19 protein-coding genes and 1 tRNA gene are annotated in these 16,519 nt (G+C 59.2%); 11 read left to right on the top strand and 9 right to left on the bottom strand.

The window, feature by feature from the left end:
* Nucleotides 1-30: 30 nt before the first annotated feature.
* On the top strand, nt 31-1,107 hold the full coding sequence (locus ACSQ13_RS07760; RefSeq protein ID WP_176249210.1) for a DUF6902 family protein: 1,077 nt from the start codon (nt 31-33) through the stop codon (nt 1,105-1,107).
* A gap of 53 nt (nt 1,108-1,160) precedes the next feature.
* Here the strand turns inward: ACSQ13_RS07760 and ACSQ13_RS07755 are convergent, their stop codons facing one another.
* A complete protein-coding gene (locus tag ACSQ13_RS07755; RefSeq protein WP_176249209.1) occupies nt 1,161-1,484 on the bottom strand; it encodes a HesB/IscA family protein in 324 nt (107 codons plus the stop codon).
* Nucleotides 1,485-1,568: 84 nt separating this feature from the next.
* Between ACSQ13_RS07755 and ACSQ13_RS07750 the strand changes: the two genes are divergently transcribed.
* The 7 genes from ACSQ13_RS07750 to ACSQ13_RS07720 all read left to right on the top strand — a co-directional run bounded on the left by ACSQ13_RS07750 (nt 1,569) and on the right by ACSQ13_RS07720 (nt 8,329).
* Complete coding sequence (locus ACSQ13_RS07750; RefSeq protein ID WP_295512302.1) at nt 1,569-2,708, top strand: deoxyguanosinetriphosphate triphosphohydrolase; 1,140 nt, start codon at nt 1,569-1,571, stop codon at nt 2,706-2,708.
* Between the two features lie 63 nt (nt 2,709-2,771).
* The gene (argS, locus tag ACSQ13_RS07745; protein WP_295512304.1) at nt 2,772-4,514 is read left to right on the top strand and encodes an arginine--tRNA ligase; all 1,743 of its coding nucleotides are present in this window, start codon (nt 2,772-2,774) and stop codon (nt 4,512-4,514) included.
* Nucleotides 4,515-4,590: 76 nt separating this feature from the next.
* Nucleotides 4,591-5,574, top strand: coding sequence for an SPOR domain-containing protein (locus ACSQ13_RS07740; RefSeq protein WP_295512306.1), 984 nt, complete (start codon nt 4,591-4,593; stop codon nt 5,572-5,574).
* Nucleotides 5,574-6,578 carry a beta-N-acetylhexosaminidase gene (gene nagZ / locus ACSQ13_RS07735; protein ID WP_176249206.1) on the top strand — a complete coding sequence of 335 codons (1,005 nt, stop codon included), beginning with the start codon at nt 5,574-5,576 and terminating at the stop codon, nt 6,576-6,578. The genes ACSQ13_RS07740 and nagZ overlap by 1 nt, the downstream gene beginning before the upstream one ends.
* Nucleotides 6,571-7,365 carry a segregation and condensation protein A gene (locus ACSQ13_RS07730; protein WP_176249205.1) on the top strand — a complete coding sequence of 265 codons (795 nt, stop codon included), beginning with the start codon at nt 6,571-6,573 and terminating at the stop codon, nt 7,363-7,365. The genes nagZ and ACSQ13_RS07730 overlap by 8 nt, the downstream gene beginning before the upstream one ends.
* A 61-nt stretch (nt 7,366-7,426) precedes the next feature.
* A complete protein-coding gene (scpB, locus tag ACSQ13_RS07725) occupies nt 7,427-8,014 on the top strand; it encodes an SMC-Scp complex subunit ScpB (RefSeq protein ID WP_373029642.1) in 588 nt (195 codons plus the stop codon).
* An 84-nt stretch (nt 8,015-8,098) separates the two neighbouring features.
* Nucleotides 8,099-8,329, top strand: coding sequence for a hypothetical protein (locus tag ACSQ13_RS07720; RefSeq protein ID WP_176249203.1), 231 nt, complete (start codon nt 8,099-8,101; stop codon nt 8,327-8,329).
* 71 nt (nt 8,330-8,400) lie between these two features.
* Here the strand turns inward: ACSQ13_RS07720 and ACSQ13_RS07715 are convergent, their stop codons facing one another.
* From ACSQ13_RS07715 to ACSQ13_RS07680, 8 genes are all read right to left on the bottom strand, one after another.
* The gene (locus tag ACSQ13_RS07715; protein WP_295512309.1) at nt 8,401-9,480 is read right to left on the bottom strand and encodes a 2'-deoxycytidine 5'-triphosphate deaminase; all 1,080 of its coding nucleotides are present in this window, start codon (nt 9,478-9,480) and stop codon (nt 8,401-8,403) included.
* Nucleotides 9,481-9,544: 64 nt separating this feature from the next.
* Nucleotides 9,545-9,621, bottom strand: a tRNA-Pro gene (locus ACSQ13_RS07710).
* Between the two features lie 68 nt (nt 9,622-9,689).
* Nucleotides 9,690-10,583, bottom strand: coding sequence for a MerR family transcriptional regulator (locus tag ACSQ13_RS07705; protein ID WP_295512311.1), 894 nt, complete (start codon nt 10,581-10,583; stop codon nt 9,690-9,692).
* Between the two features lie 4 nt (nt 10,584-10,587).
* Nucleotides 10,588-10,890, bottom strand: a complete 303-nt coding sequence (gene ihfA / locus ACSQ13_RS07700) for an integration host factor subunit alpha (RefSeq protein WP_219578341.1) — start codon at nt 10,888-10,890, stop codon at nt 10,588-10,590.
* 98 nt (nt 10,891-10,988) lie between these two features.
* Complete coding sequence (locus ACSQ13_RS07695) at nt 10,989-11,960, bottom strand: beta-ketoacyl-ACP synthase III (RefSeq protein WP_176249199.1); 972 nt, start codon at nt 11,958-11,960, stop codon at nt 10,989-10,991.
* Entirely contained in the window at nt 11,957-13,033 is a 1,077-nt protein-coding gene (plsX, locus tag ACSQ13_RS07690) for a phosphate acyltransferase PlsX (RefSeq protein WP_295512313.1), read from the bottom strand. The genes ACSQ13_RS07695 and plsX overlap by 4 nt, the downstream gene beginning before the upstream one ends.
* 42 nt (nt 13,034-13,075) lie before the next feature.
* Entirely contained in the window at nt 13,076-13,282 is a 207-nt protein-coding gene (gene rpmF / locus ACSQ13_RS07685) for a 50S ribosomal protein L32 (protein WP_176249197.1), read from the bottom strand.
* 198 nt (nt 13,283-13,480) lie between these two features.
* Nucleotides 13,481-14,032: a YceD family protein gene (locus ACSQ13_RS07680; protein WP_295512315.1), complete on the bottom strand. Its 552-nt coding sequence runs from the start codon at nt 14,030-14,032 to the stop codon at nt 13,481-13,483.
* Nucleotides 14,033-14,122: 90 nt separating this feature from the next.
* On the opposite strand from ACSQ13_RS07680, the gene ACSQ13_RS07675 reads away from it, so the two are divergent.
* From ACSQ13_RS07675 to ACSQ13_RS07665, 3 genes are all read left to right on the top strand, one after another.
* Nucleotides 14,123-14,587: an outer membrane protein assembly factor BamE gene (locus ACSQ13_RS07675; RefSeq protein WP_176249195.1), complete on the top strand. Its 465-nt coding sequence runs from the start codon at nt 14,123-14,125 to the stop codon at nt 14,585-14,587.
* A gap of 35 nt (nt 14,588-14,622) precedes the next feature.
* The gene (locus tag ACSQ13_RS07670) at nt 14,623-15,339 is read left to right on the top strand and encodes a GNAT family N-acetyltransferase (protein ID WP_295512318.1); all 717 of its coding nucleotides are present in this window, start codon (nt 14,623-14,625) and stop codon (nt 15,337-15,339) included.
* Between the two features lie 12 nt (nt 15,340-15,351).
* Nucleotides 15,352-16,481, top strand: a protein-coding gene (locus ACSQ13_RS07665; protein ID WP_295513100.1) for an IS3 family transposase whose coding sequence is annotated in 2 segments (ribosomal slippage) — nt 15,352-15,598 and nt 15,598-16,481 — 1,131 coding nt in all. Because the reading frame shifts where the segments join, the coding sequence is not laid out codon by codon here.
* Nucleotides 16,482-16,519 lie beyond the last annotated feature (38 nt).

Genomic DNA, 16,519 nt, shown 5'->3' with positions numbered 1-16,519 from the left:
TGTGGCGCAGGGCATCTTCGGGGGCCGTCTATGTCGAATGTTCTTTCTTTCATGCCGCGCAACGGCGTCAATCCCGCCGGTTTTGGCAGCCTGACCTCAATGGTCGCCAACCAGCGCCGGGCGCGGGGGGATGTGTTCTGGCTGAAGGAAAATGCCGAATGGCTGGGCATTCTGGTCAGCATGCGGGCGCAGGTCGGGGCAGAGGCTCTGGCACCCTATGCACCGTTTTACGAAGCGATCCGCACACAGCTAGAATTTTTTCCGCAGTACTACCGCTTTTTCCTGTCAATCTGTCTGGACCTTGAGGATCTGGGCGCGGGCAGCAATCAGGGCGAAGCCTTGTGCAGTTGGGTTGCAACGCAGGGCGCGCCAGAGGCGGAATTGTCGGATCTGCAAAGGGGCGAAGCCGCGCGGCTTTTGGCGCGGCGTGGCGTCAGGCCCGACCCTTGCGATGGCTATTTGCCGGACCGCTTGCACCGTTTCATAGACCGGTCGGACACCTTTGCCTTGCCCAACAAGAAAGCGGCCTATGAACTGGCCCATATTGTTTTCTACCTCAGCGATTACGGGCATGTTGATCCGCAGTTGAGCGACAAGGCGGCTGTTAGCCTTGAATATGCCGGGCTGCTTGCTTTTCTGGATCAAGATATTGATTTGCTGGCTGAAATCTGCGCCGCGCTGCGGTTTTCAGGCCTCACGCCAAGTCCGATCTGGGAGGGTTTGGTTCAGGACGCCCATCATTCCTGCAGGTTGGTAAATGGCGGGCAGGGCGCTGCGAATGACGCCTATCACGGTTATCTGGTCACCGGATGGTTGGCGCACATGACCGGTTCACGCGCATTTGCCAGCCCTGTGCCGACGGGGCAGGTGGCCGTTCAGGGGGCTTTGAGCGGGCAAGGGGCATTGCGCCGCTTGTCTGAAACCCTGTTCGATCTCGGCTCTGACAGGGTGCCGGATTGGTCGCGGATGCGGGGCCGGGTTTTTTCGGATCTTGGCGGGGACGCGCAACAGGTGATTGTTGCGGCTGAACGCTCCAGCCCGATGTTTGACGCCTTTTTTGAGGGGTTTGCCCGGGCTGCAACGGCAGAAATGGCCTCATTGGCATGAGGCCAGCCTCCGGCGGGAGTTTATTTGGCAAAATGAAACCCCGAGGCGGGGTGTTACATCGAAAAGGAGGTGCCGCAGCCGCAGGCGCTGGTGGCGTTCGGATTTTCGATCACGAAACGCGCGCCGATGAGTTCTTCGGAGAAGTCGATTGTCGCATTTGCCAGAAACGGCAGGGAGATGCTGTCGACGACGACCTTTTGGCCGGCCCCTTCGAGGATCATGTCATCGTCTTTGGGGGCGTCCAGGATGATTTCATATTGAAAGCCTGAACATCCGCCGCCTTCGACGGCGACGCGCAGGGCCTTGCCATCAGCCGCCGCACCGATTTCGGCAAGGCGGTCAAAAGCACGGGATGTAACTTTGGGGGGCAGGTTCATTTTCGGGCTCCGGTGTGATCGGTTTCCATCTGTCGTTGGTTACAATATAGAAAGCCATAGGACAGGCCACAAGGACCACTGATCATGCGCGCTTCTTTTGCCTCTGATCCGGCAGCGACCCGGGGACGGTTGATGCCGGAGGAGGAAAGCACCTTCCGGTCTTGCTTTCAGCGGGATCGTGACCGGATTATTCACGCCAGCGCCTTTCGCCGGCTCAAGCACAAGACGCAGGTGTTCATTGAACACGAGGGCGATTATTACCGCACGCGGCTGACCCATTCGATCGAGGTGGCCCAAGTGGCGCGCACGATTTCGGGGGCATTGGGCTTGAACGCGGAGCTGACCGAGGCGGTGGCATTGGCCCATGATCTGGGCCATCCGCCCTTTGGTCACACCGGAGAGGACGCGTTGCAGGCGTTGATGCTGCCCTATGGCGGGTTTGATCACAATGCGCAGGCGATCCGCATCGTGACGCATCTGGAGCGGCATTACGCGGAATTCGACGGGTTGAACCTGACCTGGGAGACTCTGGAGGGACTGGCCAAGCATAACGGTCCGGTCACGGGCCCGCTGCCTTGGGCATTGGAGGTTTATGGCCGCCAGCATGATCTGGAGCTGGGCACCTATGCCAGCGCCGAGGCACAGGTGGCCGCGATTGCCGATGATGTGGCCTATAACCACCATGATCTGCACGACGGGCTGCGCGCCGAGCTGTTTTCGACCGACGAGCTGGCCAAGCTGCCCATTCTTGACCGCAACTTTGCCGAGGTGGACCGTTTGTACCCCGGCCTGAACTATTACCGCCGCCGTCACGAAGCGCTGCGCCGTTTCTTTGGTGTGCTGGTCGAGGACGTGATAAACTTTGCGCGGATCCGTCTGGACGAAATGCAGCCGCAATCCGCAACCGATATTCGTATGGCGGGCCGGACGTTGATCCGGTTTTCGGACCCTGTGTTTCAGGACCTCAAGGTGATCCGCGCGTTTTTGTTCGACCGGATGTACCGTGCGCCGTCTGTCGTGATCATGCGCAAGCAGGTGACGCAGGTGGTCAATGACTTGTTCCCGCATTTCTGCGCCCATCCCGAAGAGCTGCCCAAGCAATGGCGCAAGGATGTCGAAGAGGCTGAGAACGACACAGCCCTTGCGCGGATTGTCAGCGATTATATCTCGGGGATGACCGACCGCTTTGCGCTTCAGGAACATGAACGGCTGATCAAAGGCTAAGCGCCCTTGATGTTTGGCGGTTTTTCAGGTGATACACGGGCCTAAGACGAAGGAAAGCCCCAAATGAACCTATTTGCCGATATCCGCACCCATGTGCTGTCCACACTTGATGCACTTGTTGCTGACGGGTTCTTGCCCGCCGGCCTGAGCTTTGACGCCATCACGGTGGAGCCGCCCCGCGATGCGGCCCACGGCGATATGGCCACCAACGCGGCGATGGTACTGGCCAAACCGGCAGGCATGAAACCCCGCGAGATTGCCGATAAACTGGCGGAAAAGCTGGCTGAAGACCCGCGGATCACATCAGCCGAGGTCGCAGGGCCGGGGTTCTTGAACCTGCGTCTTGCCCCGTCTGTCTGGCAGGGTGTTGTGGGGGCTGTACTGGCCGAGGGCGTTGATTTTGGTCGCGGTGAATTGGGCAAGGGCAAGCGGGTGAACGTTGAATACGTGTCCGCCAACCCGACCGGGCCGCTGCATGTGGGCCACACCCGTGGCGCGGTTTTTGGCGATGCTTTGGCATCCTTGCTGGATTTCGCGGGCTTTGACGTCACGCGTGAATATTACATCAACGACGGCGGGGCGCAGGTCGATGTTTTGGCGCGGTCTGTCTACAACCGCTATCTTGAGGCGCATGATCTTTCTGTCGATTGGCCCGAAGGCACCTATCCCGGCGACTATCTGATCGAGGTCGGCGAGGCGCTGAAAGCCAAGGTGGGCGATGCCTATATCGGCAAGGACGAAGATGTCTGGCTGGAAGACGTGCGCAACTTTGCCACCGAAGCAATGATGGAGCTGATCCGCGCCGATCTGGCGTCTTTGGGCGTCAAGATGGATGTGTTCTTTTCCGAAAAATCGCTTTACGGCACCGGCCTGATTGAGGCGGCGATTGAAGACCTGAAATCAAAGGGTCTGATCTATGAAGGCGTGCTTGAGCCGCCAAAAGGCAAGCTGCCCGAAGATTGGGAAGCCCGCGAGCAGACCTTGTTCAAATCGACCGAGCATGGTGATGACGTGGACCGCCCTGTGATGAAATCCGACGGGGGCTGGACCTATTTCGCGCCCGATATCGCCTATCACTATGACAAGGTGCAGCGCGGCTTTGACATGTTGATTGATGTGTTCGGGGCCGACCACGGCGGCTATGTCAAACGGATGAAGGCGGCGGTATCGGCGCTATCTGGTGGCACTGTGCCGCTGGATATCAAGCTGACGCAGTTGGTAAAGCTGTTCAAGGACGGCAAGGAATTCAAGATGTCCAAGCGGGCAGGGACCTTTGTGACCCTGCGCGATGTGGTGGATCAGGTTGGCCCTGATGTGACCCGTTTTGTGATGCTGACCCGCAAGAACGACGCGATGTTGGATTTCGACTTTGCCAAGGTACTTGAGCAATCCCGCGAAAACCCTGTGTTTTATGTGCAATACGCCCATGCGCGGGTGAATTCGGTTCTGCGCAAGGCCGCCGAGGCCGGCATCGCCACGGATATGGCGACCATGCAAGCTGCGGATTTGTCCCTGCTGGATCACGAGGCAGAACTAAAGCTGGCAGGCAAGCTGGCCGAATGGCCGCGTCTGGTTGAAACAGCAGCCCGCAGCAATGAACCGCACCGGATCGCCTTCTATCTCTACGAGCTGGCAGGCGATTTCCACGGGCTTTGGAACCGGGGCAATGATGACCCGTCCTTGCGGTTCTTGCAGGAGGACGCGGCTGTGTCTCAGGCAAAAATCGCGCTGGCAAAGGCCGCGGCGATTGTAATTGCGTCAGGTCTTGGTATTCTTGGTGTGACCCCGGCGGAAGAGATGCGTTAATCGCACGCCCGCTGGACAGGCAAATTCAAACTACAGACCCGCGCCGATTAAACGAGTGGCGGGCAGTGAGGCAGAAATGGCAGATTACACGTCTTCCCCCCGTGGTGGGGGATACCACGCAGAGTCCGATATCTATGCCGTGCGTCCTGCGCAGGGTAACCCGTTGGCAAAGCTGACAAATGTGGCAGGTGCCGCGATGTCCGTGGCGCTGATTGTCGGGATCGGTGTCTGGGGCTACAAGCTGCTGGTACGCGATGTCACGGGTATTCCGGTCGTGCGTGCGGCCCAGGGCGACATGCGTGTGCGCCCAAAGAACCCCGGTGGCCAACTGGCGCAAAACCAGGGGCTGTCGGTGAATGCCGTTGCCTCGGAAGGGACGGCGGATCAGCTGGCCGATCAAGTCATTCTGGCCCCCAGAGCGCTTGATCTGGCCGATGAAGACCAACCCGTTCTGGCGTCGATGGTTGCAACTGCGCCACAGGTTCCAGCCCCGAAAAACCCGACCCCCGATGTGAGCGCCGCCCTGAAAAGCGGTAATGTCGACGATCTGGTTGCCCAGTTGACCGACGGCATGGAGCCGCTGGATGATGCCCCGCTAGAGCCGATCAATGCCAGTATGTCGATCGACACGTCAGTCTTGGACATGGCTGTGTCGAATGCGGTTGCTGTGGCGATGGTCGCCGAACCTGGGGTGAAAGCATCGTTGCGCCCGAAAACGCGGCCTGCCGTGCGGGCCGTGGTGACACCAGCGGCCTATGACAGCGGCGCACCATCCTCTGTCAAAGAACTGGCCGCCGACAGCCTGCCTGCGGGCACGCGGCTGGTGCAGCTTGGTGCCTTTGACTCGCCCGAGATCGCGCGCAGCCAGTGGGACAAGCTGAACGGTCGTTTCGGGGCCTATCTGGAAGGAAAATCGCGCATCGTTCAGGAAGCCAGCAGTGGCGGGCGCACGTTTTACCGTTTGCGCGCGCATGGGTTCGAAGACATTGCCGACGCGCGCCGCTTTTGCTCCGCACTGGTTGCCGAGAACGCGGATTGTATCCCTGTCGTGACCCGCTAATGCGCTTTGGTGCGACGATACTGGATGCGACCGGCCTGCGTTTGACCGCGCAGGAAAAGGCGTTGTTCCGTGCGGTGAAACCCTTTGGGTTTATCCTGTTCGCCCGCAATATCGACACCCCCGATCAGGTGCGTGCGCTATGCGCCGAAATGCGCGAAGCGGCGGGGCATAATGCGGTGATTACCGTCGATCAGGAAGGCGGGCGTGTGCAGCGTTTGCGGGGTCCGGTCTGGCGCGACTGGACAGCCCCGCTTGATTTCGTGCAGGCCGCCGGTGCCAATGCGCCCCAAGCGATGTACCTGCGCTTTCGTCTGATTGCTCAGGAGTTATTTGCCGTGGGGATCGACAGCAACTGCGCCCCCATGGTCGATGTTGCAGGCCCGCAAACCCATGAATTCTTGCGCAACCGCTGCTATGGGACCGATCCGACGCAGGTGGCCATATTGGGCCGCGCGGCGGCTGACGGGATGTTGGCGGGCGGGGTGTTGCCTGTGGTCAAACACATGCCCGGTCACGGGCGCGCGACGATGGACAGCCATTTTGACCTGCCCTTGGTCGGCGCTGCCCGGGCTGAGCTATCGGAGTGCGATTTCGCCCCCTTCAAGGCGCTGAACGACCTGCCGATGGGGATGACCGCGCATCTGGTATATGATGCGATTGATCCGCGCCCTGCGACATTGTCACCGGTGATGATGCAGTTGATCCGGGACGAGATCGGATTTGATAACCTGATCATGACCGATGACATTTCGATGAAGGCGCTTGCGGGCAGTGTTGACCAGATCAGCCGCGATGCCTTAGCGGCGGGATGCGATGTGATCTTGTACTGCAATGCCTCGCTTGAGGACCGCAGGATGGTCGCAGATGCGGCGGGCGAAATGACGGATGCCGCACAAATCCGCGCCGAACGCGCGCTTGCCATGCGCAAAACACCAGACGAGATTGACATTTCCGCCCTGACTGCGAAGCTTGACGCGCTTTTGGGCGGGGAATGGCATGGCTGAAAACCTTTTTGAGGAAGACCAGACAACGGTCGCCGAAAGGCTGGCCGCTGAAGCGCTGATCGTGGATGTGGACGGGTTCGAGGGGCCATTGGACCTTTTGCTGACCCTCAGCCGCACCCAAAAGGTCGATTTACGCAAAATATCGGTTCTGCAACTGGCGCGGCAATATCTGCTGTTTGTGGAAAAGGCCAAGGCGCTGCGGCTGGAACTGGCGGCGGATTATCTGGTGATGGCGGCGTGGCTGGCGTTTCTGAAATCGCGTCTGCTCTTGCCGCCTGACCCGACCGAAGAAGGCCCCTCGGGCGAAGAACTGGCCGCCCATCTGGCATTCCAGCTGGAACGCTTGCAGGCGATGCGCGATGCCGCCGCACGGCTGATGGCGCGCGACCAGCTGGGGCGCGATTTCTTTGCCCGCGGCCAGACCCACGAGGTCAAGCGCACGCGCCGCGTCACCTATAGCGCGACCTTGCTGGACCTGATGCAAGGCTATGCCCGTATCCGAACCCGCGATGATTTCCGCCCCTTTGTGATGGACCGCGAAAAAGTGTTCACCATGGAACAGGCGCTGGAGCGGATGCGCGGGTTGATCGGATTTGCGGGGGACTGGGGCGATCTGACCAGCTATTTGCCGGAGGGTTGGGGCGATGACCCGGTGATGCGCCGTTCGGCCACGGCCTCGACTTTTGCGGCCTCGCTTGAACTGGTCAAAGAGGGTCATCTGGAGATCCGCCAGTCAGAGATTTTTGCCCCGATCGAGCTGCGTAAAAGGGAAAAACGTCGTGAGTGAAGCGATTGAAGAGAAAGAAGAAAGCCTGTTCGAAGCCCCGCCTGTGGCCGAACAGGAACGCATGTTGGAAGCGATCCTTTTTGCCGTCGCGGAGCCGATAACATTGCGCGAGATCGAAACCCGTCTGCCCCATGGCTGCGATGCCGCCGAAGCGATGGTGCATCTGCGCAAACGCTATGAGGGGCGCGGCGTGCAGGTGGCCAGGATCGGCGATGCCTATGCCATGCGCACCGCCGCCGATCTGGGGTATCTGATGCAAAAAGAAACGGTCGAGGTGCGCAAACTGTCGCGTGCCGCAATCGAGACCCTGGCGATCATCGCCTATCACCAGCCCGCCACCCGCGCCGAGATCGAGGAAATTCGGGGCGTGTCCGTGTCGCGGGGCACGTTGGATCAACTGTTAGAACTGGACTGGATCCGCTTTGGCCGGCGCAAAATGACACCGGGGCGGCCCGTCACATTTGTGGTCACCCAAGGTTTCCTGGCGCATTTCGGGTTGGAAAGCCCGCGCGATCTGCCCGGGTTGAAAGAGCTGCGGTCTGCCGGATTGCTGGAGAGCCGCCCTGCCTTTGGTGGTCTTCCGCTGATGACGGGCGAAGAAGACGAGGGCGACGAGGTGGACGGCCAGAGCGAGCTTTTCGAGGATTAAATCGGCAAGTGGCCTGAAAATTGCCTTAGTGATCGCTATGTTCTAGGCAAGAGACAGAGTTGCGCGAAATAACGAGGTCGAAACATGAACCAGATTGTGAATATGATACTGCGCCGCGTCATGGGGCAATTGATCAACCGGGGTGTGAACTTTGGCTTTGATCAGGCCTCCAAGATCGGCAAAGGGAAACGCGGTTCGGCTGTTCAGCCTGATGTGTCGCCCGAGGAAGACGCCCGCCGCGAACATGCCGCGCGCGCGCAGGGCAAGCAATCACGCCAGATGCTCAAGACCATGCGCCGTTTGGGCCGTTTCTAGGTGAAGGTAGGGGGCGCTGCCCCCCGCCCCAAGGGGCGTCCCCCGGGATATTTCAGAGCCAGAGAAGGGGCTTAGCGGGGCACTGCAAAGTGTTTGCTGAGCTTGAGGCCCTGACCCTGGTAGTTCGAGGCGATGCCGGACCCGTAAAGTTGCGTCGGGATGATCGCCATTTTTTCATAGACCAGACGTCCGACGACCTGACCGTGTTCCAGCACGAAGGGGGCCTCGTGGCAGCGGACTTCGAGCACGCCGCGTGATCCGGCACCGCCGGACTGGTCGTGGCCAAAGCCCGGATCGAAGAACCCCGCATAATGCACACGGAACTCACCCACCATCGCCAGATAGGGGGCCATTTCGGCGGCATATTCGGGGGGAATCGTCACGGCCTCGCGGCTGACAAGAATATAGAACGCGCCGGGGTCGAGGATGATCTGACCGTTGTCGCTGTGTACTTCTTCCCAATAGTCGGCGGGGGCGTAATGGCCGATCTTGTCCAGATCGATCACCCCGGTGTGCGGTTTGGCGCGGTAGCCGACCAAGGTGGTGTTTGGCAGGCGCAGATCGACGGAGAAGCCCAAGCCATCGTCGATCACGGCCTCACCGTCCACCAGGGGAGTATCGGCGTGGAGCTGGCGCAGGGCGGCGTCGTTCAGTGTGGCATCGCCGGTTGAGAAGCGGATCTGGTTCAGGCGCATGCCGGGGCGCACAAGCACCGAGAAGGAGCGCGGGCAGATTTCGGCATAAAGCGGTCCGGTGTAGCCGGGGTTCACGCGGTCGAATTCGGTGCCGCCATCGGTGATGGTGCGGGTCAGCAGGTCAAGCCGGCCGGTCGAGCTTTTGGCATTGGCGACAGCGGAGACATCATCGGGCAGGGAGAGTTCTTCCATCAGGGGCACAACGTAAACGCAGCCCTTCTCCAGTACGGCCCCGTTTGTCAGGTCAACCCGATGCATTTCAAATTCGGCCAGACGGTCGGCGACTTTGGCACCATGACCGGCAAGGAACGAGGCCCGTACGCGGTAGGCCACTGTCCCCAGGCGCATATCAAGGCTGGCGGGTTGAATCTGCGCCGGATCCACAGGCAGGCTGCCGGTGATCTGGCCTGCGTCGATCATGTCGCGGATTTGCTGGTTTGGAATCACACCGCCCATAGCTGGACCTTTCAAATGCAAACACCCGCACCGTGAAAGGCGCGGGCGTTTGTTTTATGTCGGTTGGTCGGGCTAGCAGGACTCGAACCTGCGACCTTCCGTCCCCCAGACGGACGCGCTACCAGGCTGCGCCATAGCCCGACATGACGGCGTAAATACCTGATAATCGCGGGTGCGCAAGGGGGAATTGCCGCAAAGCGCATGTCGTTTCAGTCTTTTGCCACAAGACTGCGCCCCGAGCCCATAGCTGCGCGCAATTTTGAAAGCCGCGAGAGCAGGGGGGCTATGTCGGCAGCGGCATCAGGGCTTAGTTTTCGAAGGTTGCGTGCCGAAGAAACCGCGCCGGCTTTGGCGGGGATGTCTTCCTCGGCAAAGTCGATCGAGACGTCGATGATACGCGGCTTGGGCTTGGGCGCGTCTTGCGGCGCGTCTTGTGTCGGAGTGGCGGTTTGCCTGGACGGGGATGTATCTTCGGGTCGGGTATCAGCCGCGGCGGGTTTGGCATCGCCGGATTGCGGCGCAATATCGGTAGCGGCGTCCAGAATTGGTTGGGTTTCCGGATCAACCTGTTTGTTTTCAGCAGGTTGCGCCCCATCTTCTTGCGCCCCATCTTCTTGCGTCGCATCTTCGACGCCGATTTCTGCGGGTTCGTGATCCTCGGGCGCGGTTTGCAGTGCTTCGGGCTGTTCCGTTTCAGCGGCACGCGCGGCATCAAAGGGCAGCACGACGTTTTCGATTCTTTCGGAGCTTTCGGGGTCCGGCGGGGAGGCCACCGCGTCGATGGTGGCGTTGGTCGGGGCCTCGGCAAATTCGGCTTGTGTCAGTTCGTCCAGCGGCGCGGACATTGCGGCGACATAGTTCATGCCTTCTTCGCGCAAGACTTTCTGGACGCCTTTGATGGTCAGCCCGTCGTCGTGCAACATCCGTTTGATGCCGCCAAGCAGCAGCATGTCGGCGGGACGGTAATACCGCCGCCCACCGGCCCGTTTTATGGGCTTAACCTGGGTGAATTTGCTTTCCCAAAACCGCAGGACATGGGCCTGAATGCCCAACCAATCTGCGACTTCTGAGATCGTACGGAATGCGTCCGGAGACTTGGACATCAGATCAACGCTTGTTTCCGTCTGCGACCCGGTCCTTCATCAAATGGGACGGGCGAAATGTCAGAACGCGGCGGGGATTGATCGGAACTTCCTCGCCTGTTTTTGGATTGCGGCCGACGCGGGCAGATTTGTCGCGGACCGAGAACGTCCCGAAGGACGAGATTTTGACCTGCTCGCCTTGAACCAAGGCGTCGGACATATGTTCAAGAACGGCCTCTACCAGCTGCGCGCTTTCATTCCGGGACAGACCTACTTCGCGAAAGACAGCTTCGCTTAGATCCATCCGGGTCAACGTTTTGTCGGCCATTCTATCCCCCATGTATTTTCGATGAGCATAGGCAGGGATGTTTTGAACTGTCAACAACTATGGGTCGTAAGGCCCTGTTTGCGCGGCAAAAAGCCGGATTACCAGCGCAGGACGACTGCGCCCCAAGCCAGCCCGCCGCCGATTGCTTCGGTCACGACAAGGTCGCCTTGCTTGATCTGGCCGCGCTGTTTGCCGACCGACAGCGCCAGCGGAATTGACGCCGCCGAGGTGTTGCCGTGGTCTTGTACGGTCACGACGACTTGCTCCATCGGGAGGTTCAATTTCTTTGCAGTGCCTTGAATTATACGGATATTTGCCTGATGCGGCACGATCCAGTCGACATCTTCGGCGGTGACGCCTGCGCGTTCCATCGCGGTGGTCGCCGTGGCGGCCAGCTTTTCAACCGCATGGCGAAACACCTGATTCCCCTGCATCCGAAGGTAACCGGTTGTGCCTGTGCTGATTCCACCATCGACATACAGCAGGTCGCGATAGCGCCCGTCCGAATTCAGATCCGTCGACAGGATGCCACGGTCGGCAGGGGTGCCTGTGCCTTCCTGGGCCTCAAGCAGCAACGCGCCGGCACCGTCACCGAACAATACGCTGGTGCTGCGGTCGGTCCAGTCCATGATCTTGGAGAACGTCTCGGAGCCGATGACCAGCACGCGTTTGGCCTGACCGGATACAATCAGCGCATTGGCGTTGGACAGCGCAAAGATGAACCCGGCGCAAACGGCCTGCACATCAAAGGCAAAGCCGTTTTCCATGCCCAGTTGCGCCTGCACCATCGTGGCGGCAGAGGGGAAGGTCAGATCGGCGGTTGAGGTCGCCAGAATGATCGCATCAACGTCGGCGGGGGTTTTACCCGCTTCTTCCAGCGCGATGCGCGCAGCAGCGGTGGCCATGGTCGAGGTGGTTTCACCTTCGCTAACGAAATGCCGCCGCTCGATGCCGGAGCGCGACCTGATCCATTCGTCATCGGTGTCAATCTTGCCCTCGAACTCGGCGTTTTCGACAATACGTTTGGGCAGATAATGCCCCGAACCAATTACAACAGATCGTATGGTCATTCTTCGGTCTCTTTCACCGGTGGGGCGGTCGCTACGCGTGCCGCAAGCCGGTTGGTAAATTCACTGTCCGCCAAACGTGCGGCCAGCTTGATTGCCGAGGATACGCCTGTTGCATCGGCAGCGCCATGGGATTTTACGACAGTGCCGTTCAGCCCCAGAAACACACCACCGTTGACGCGGCGGGGGTCAAAACGTTTGCTGACACGACGCAGCGAGCCATAGGCCAGCACTGCGGCCATGCGTGACCAAATCGAATGTTTAAAGGCTTCGCGCAGGCCTTTGCTGATCAATGTGGCAGTACCTTCGCCGGTCTTGATTGCGATATTGCCGGTAAACCCGTCGGTCACGATCACGTCAGCCACATCGCCCGAGATATCGCCGCCTTCGACGAAACCCACGAAATCGAATTCGGCAGCGTCAGCGGCATCACGAATCAGCTCGAAGGCTTCTTTCAATTCGGTGCGGCCTTTGTGTTCTTCGGTGCCGACATTCAAAAGCCCGATGCGCGGGCGTTGGATGTCCATGCCGTTTCGGGCGTAGGATTTGCCCATCAAGGCAAAGCGCAACAGGTCATCGGCATCCGCACGGACATCCGCGCCGACATCCAGCAAGACATTAAAACCTTGCGGACCGGTAGAAGGGTAAAGCACGGCAATCGCAGGGCGGTTCACGCCGGGCAATTTTTTCAGCCGGATCATTGATATCGCCATCAATGCGCCGGTGTTTCCGCAACTGACGGCGACGGATGCCTCGCCGGTGCGGACAGATTCGATGGCAGACCACATGGAGGTGTCTTTGCCATTGCGCACGACATTGCTGGGCTTGTCATCCATGGTCACAACGCCAACGGCATCACGCACCGTACAACGGCCCGCAAGTTCGGGGCGCTTGGCAACCAGAGGTTCCAGCGTTTCAGCAGGGCCATGCAGCACAAAGCTGATGTTCGGATTCTTAGCCGCAGACTCAGAGCACCCGGCAACAACAATTGCCGGGCCCTGATCGCCCCCCATCGCATCAACTGAAATGAGGGTACGCTGAGCGTTCGCTATAGGCTGATCGGACGAAACCGTCATCTGGTGCGAAGCCTTTTTTAAACCGCGGTTGAAGATAACAGCTTACGCCGCGTCTTCGTCTAGGTCGATCTCTTCGTTTTGAGCGATGACTTGATTGTCATCGTAGTGACCACAGGCCGCACAAATGTGGTGTGGACGCTTCAGTTCACCACAGTTGTTGCATTCGTTTGGGTTCGCAGCGGTCAGCGAATCGTGTGCACGACGGTTATTGCGACGCGACTTGGATACTTTATTCTGTTGGACAGCCATATCTGGTGCCTTTGCCTTCGGGGTCGTTCAGCGGCATGTAGCCAAAGACGACCGTGTTTCAGATCAACTCCCGGTTTGGGCGTGACGTGCGTTTAGGCCGAAGCCTATCCGATGTCCAACCTTAATTGGGGTGAAGGGCGCAAAATACTGCGAAACCTCGCCGATGCAACCCCGTTTTACCCCCAATCGCCGGTCAATTCAGTCTTTCGGGTCTTCGAGTTTTTCGCGCAGCTGCGCCAAGCCTGCAAAGGGCCGCGCATCTTCGTCGGTCATCGGCGCGGCACCAGGTTCGGTATAGACGGCCTGTCCCAGCTCTGCGCCGGCCGCACGGGGGTATTCGGGGACCTCAAGCGCCAATGCCTCGATCATCACCACCGCGGGGTCGATCCAGGTGCCCAGCCGTTCGCTGGCGTCATCCTCGGGCATTTCGGCCTCTGGTTCTTCGGGCTCTATATAGTCTTTGACGAACAACCGCGTGATATTGGCGTCAATACGGGTCATCACGGGCTCAAGAGTCACAACGCAAGGCTGCACAACAGTCGCCCCAAGACGGCCTTCGAGACGCCAATCGGTTTTCCCAAGGGCTGTCAGCTTTCCCTCGAAGGATAATTTTCGCAAAGTTGTCAGGCCCAGCTCATCCGCGATCTGGCGCAGTCTGTCGGCGTCAGGGCGCAAGGAAAAAGGGGTATCAGCGTTTTGGGGCAGATCTGCAACGCGCAATGCAGTAGATGTTGGGGGCGTGCGAGACATGATGTTTTGCTTTCGTTTCTTGAACCATAGGGCATGCTTGGTGTATGCGAGATAAAAGCCATGATCCCCAAGGGCAAGAGGGCAGCAAGAATGCGTATCAACCGCCATGTCACAAAGACACTGATGACCGCCGCTCTGGTAAGCGTTGGTCTTACGCTTGGGGCCTGCACGCCGCAGTACCAAAACCATGGCTATATCCCGCTTCAGGAAGACCTTGACCAGATTACCGTGGGCAAGGACACCCGCGAGACTGTTGCTGCAACAGTGGGTGTGCCTGCCTCGGCCGGGCTGCTCAAGAATTCGGGCTATTACTATGTACGCTCGCGCCGCAAGGCGATCGGCTTTCTGGAGCCCAAGGTGATCGAGCGCGAAGTCGTTGCCATCAGCTTCAGCTCCAACGGGGTGGTGCAGAATGTTGAACGTTTTGGTCTGGAGCGGGGCAATGTCATCACACTTGACCGCCGTGTGACCAGTTCGCCGGTCAGCGACAAATCCTTTATCCGCCAGCTTTTGGGTAACATCGGCCGGTTCAACCCCGCCGGTATTGCAGGCTAAGGCATAAAACCTTGGGCGGGGGTGCCCATGTGGACATGCTCGCCATGAGCCGGGGGCGTTACGAGGTTTCCACCGCAAGGCTACCGCAGGATATTGAAGTCGCCCAAGCGCTTAGGGCGCGGGCCTTTGGCCTGAACGCGGCGCTTGATGCCGATTCCTTTGATGCAGACCAACGCCATATTCTGGTGCGCGACCGCGACACCGGGCGGCTTGCCTGCTGCTTTCGTATCGGTGTATTCGAAGGGCGGGCGATCAAGGACAGCTATGCCGCACAGTTTTACGGGCTGGATCGCTTGGCGCTGTTTGACGGCAAGATGATGGAGCTGGGCCGTTTTTGCGTGCATCCCGATGTGTCGGACCCCGATGTGGTGCGCATCGCCTGGGCCGCCATGACCCGCTTTGTCGATGCGGTGGGGATCAGGTTGCTGTTTGGCTGCACGTCCTTCAAAGGCACCGATCCGAGCGGGTTTCTGGATGCGTTCGGGGTGCTGGCCGAACGCCATCTGGCTCCGCCCGCATGGCACCCGCGCGAAGTGGCCCGCGAGGTTTTGCGGTTCGCGGATCTTGCACCGGCGGATTCCGATAGAAAATCCGCCACACTCCAGATGCCGCCCTTGCTGCGCACCTATCTGTTGATGGGGGGCTGGGTCAGTGACCACGCGGTCGTGGACCGGCAGATGAATACCCTGCATGTGTTTACCTGGTCTTGCCCCGTTTTAGTTCCGGTCTCTTTCGAGCAATGTTTGCTATGAAGGAGATAAGGAATGGCAAAGCGATACACAGACGAGTTTCGGCGTGATGCTGTGCGAATGGCGACGACCAGCGGCTTAACGCGCCCGCAGCTTTCATCGGATTTAGGGGTTGGCGTCTCCACGCTGAACAAGTGGGTTCAGCAACATCAGCACGACGATCTGATGTCTGGGCCGCATGAGGATGTTGAGAAGGAAAACATCCGCCTTCGCAAAGAAGTCCGGCTACTGCGCGAGGAGAGGGAAGTGCTAAAAAAGGCGGCAATCTTCTTTGCAGGCGAAAGCCGGTGAGGTTCGCCTTCATCGACGCCTGGAAGGAAGCTTGGCCCGTAGAATTTCTCTGCCGTATCATGCAGGTCACGTCTCGTGGGTTTCGTGCGTGGCGGATACGCCCAATGAGCCAACGGCAGCGAGATGATATGGTACTTCTCGCCCACATCCGTGAGCAGCATCGGCTTAGCCTGCAAAGCTACGGACGCCCACGGATGACTGAAGAACTGCAAGAACTGGGGCTGAGCGTCGGCCACGGGCGTGTGGGCCGTTTGATGCGCGAGAACGGCATCAAGGTCGTCAGGACCCAAAAATATAAGGTCACAACAGATAGCGATCACACGTTCAACATCGCGCCCAACCTGCTGGATCAGGACTTCACTGCGGATGGCCCGAACCAGAAATGGGCCGGTGATATAAGTTACATCTGGACCAGCGAAGGCTGGCTATATCTGGCTGTCATCCTCGACCTCTACTCTCGCCGCGTCATCGGCTGGGCTGTCAGCAACCGCATGAAACGGGATTTGGCGATCCGGGCGTTGGACATGGCTGTGGCGCTACGGCAACCGCCCGAAGGCTGCATTCACCATACGGATCGCGGGTCGCAATACTGTTCCAACGAGTATCAGCGCCGCCTGTCAAAGCACGGCTTCAAGGTCTCGATGAGCGGCAAGGGCAATTGTTACGACAATGCGATGGTTGAGACATTCTTCAAATCCATCAAGGCAGAGCTGATCTGGCGCAATCGTTGGGACACACGCCGCCAGGCAGAAGGCGCGATATTCCAGTATATCAATGGCTTCTATAATCCACGCCGACGTCACTCATCGCTCGGCGGGAAAAGCCCCTTGGCATTCGAACGAAAGGCCGCATAAATGAGTTGAGAGACCGGAACGTAACCGTGACAAGACCA

Source organism: Sulfitobacter sp. SH22, assembly GCF_965641905.1.
In the GTDB taxonomy this organism is placed as follows: domain Bacteria; phylum Pseudomonadota; class Alphaproteobacteria; order Rhodobacterales; family Rhodobacteraceae; genus Sulfitobacter.
This window is presented reverse-complemented; position numbering and strand designations above follow the sequence as displayed.

Excerpts from the sequence above, each read along its gene's own strand:
- ACSQ13_RS07760 (WP_176249210.1), top strand. The coding sequence starts at position 31 with ATGTCGAATGTTCTTTCTTTCATGCCGCGCAACGGCGTCAATCCCGCC.
- ACSQ13_RS07755 (WP_176249209.1), bottom strand. The coding sequence starts at position 1,484 with ATGAACCTGCCCCCCAAAGTTACATCCCGTGCTTTTGACCGCCTTGCC.
- ACSQ13_RS07750 (WP_295512302.1), top strand. The coding sequence starts at position 1,569 with ATGCGCGCTTCTTTTGCCTCTGATCCGGCAGCGACCCGGGGACGGTTG.
- argS (WP_295512304.1), top strand. The coding sequence starts at position 2,772 with ATGAACCTATTTGCCGATATCCGCACCCATGTGCTGTCCACACTTGAT.
- ACSQ13_RS07740 (WP_295512306.1), top strand. The coding sequence starts at position 4,591 with ATGGCAGATTACACGTCTTCCCCCCGTGGTGGGGGATACCACGCAGAG.
- nagZ (WP_176249206.1), top strand. The coding sequence starts at position 5,574 with ATGCGCTTTGGTGCGACGATACTGGATGCGACCGGCCTGCGTTTGACC.
- ACSQ13_RS07730 (WP_176249205.1), top strand. The coding sequence starts at position 6,571 with ATGGCTGAAAACCTTTTTGAGGAAGACCAGACAACGGTCGCCGAAAGG.
- scpB (WP_373029642.1), top strand. The coding sequence starts at position 7,427 with ATGTTGGAAGCGATCCTTTTTGCCGTCGCGGAGCCGATAACATTGCGC.
- ACSQ13_RS07720 (WP_176249203.1), top strand. The coding sequence starts at position 8,099 with ATGAACCAGATTGTGAATATGATACTGCGCCGCGTCATGGGGCAATTG.
- ACSQ13_RS07715 (WP_295512309.1), bottom strand. The coding sequence starts at position 9,480 with ATGGGCGGTGTGATTCCAAACCAGCAAATCCGCGACATGATCGACGCA.
- ACSQ13_RS07705 (WP_295512311.1), bottom strand. The coding sequence starts at position 10,583 with ATGTCCAAGTCTCCGGACGCATTCCGTACGATCTCAGAAGTCGCAGAT.
- ihfA (WP_219578341.1), bottom strand. The coding sequence starts at position 10,890 with ATGGCCGACAAAACGTTGACCCGGATGGATCTAAGCGAAGCTGTCTTT.
- ACSQ13_RS07695 (WP_176249199.1), bottom strand. The coding sequence starts at position 11,960 with ATGACCATACGATCTGTTGTAATTGGTTCGGGGCATTATCTGCCCAAA.
- plsX (WP_295512313.1), bottom strand. The coding sequence starts at position 13,033 with ATGACGGTTTCGTCCGATCAGCCTATAGCGAACGCTCAGCGTACCCTC.
- rpmF (WP_176249197.1), bottom strand. The coding sequence starts at position 13,282 with ATGGCTGTCCAACAGAATAAAGTATCCAAGTCGCGTCGCAATAACCGT.
- ACSQ13_RS07680 (WP_295512315.1), bottom strand. The coding sequence starts at position 14,032 with ATGTCTCGCACGCCCCCAACATCTACTGCATTGCGCGTTGCAGATCTG.
- ACSQ13_RS07675 (WP_176249195.1), top strand. The coding sequence starts at position 14,123 with ATGCGTATCAACCGCCATGTCACAAAGACACTGATGACCGCCGCTCTG.
- ACSQ13_RS07670 (WP_295512318.1), top strand. The coding sequence starts at position 14,623 with ATGCTCGCCATGAGCCGGGGGCGTTACGAGGTTTCCACCGCAAGGCTA.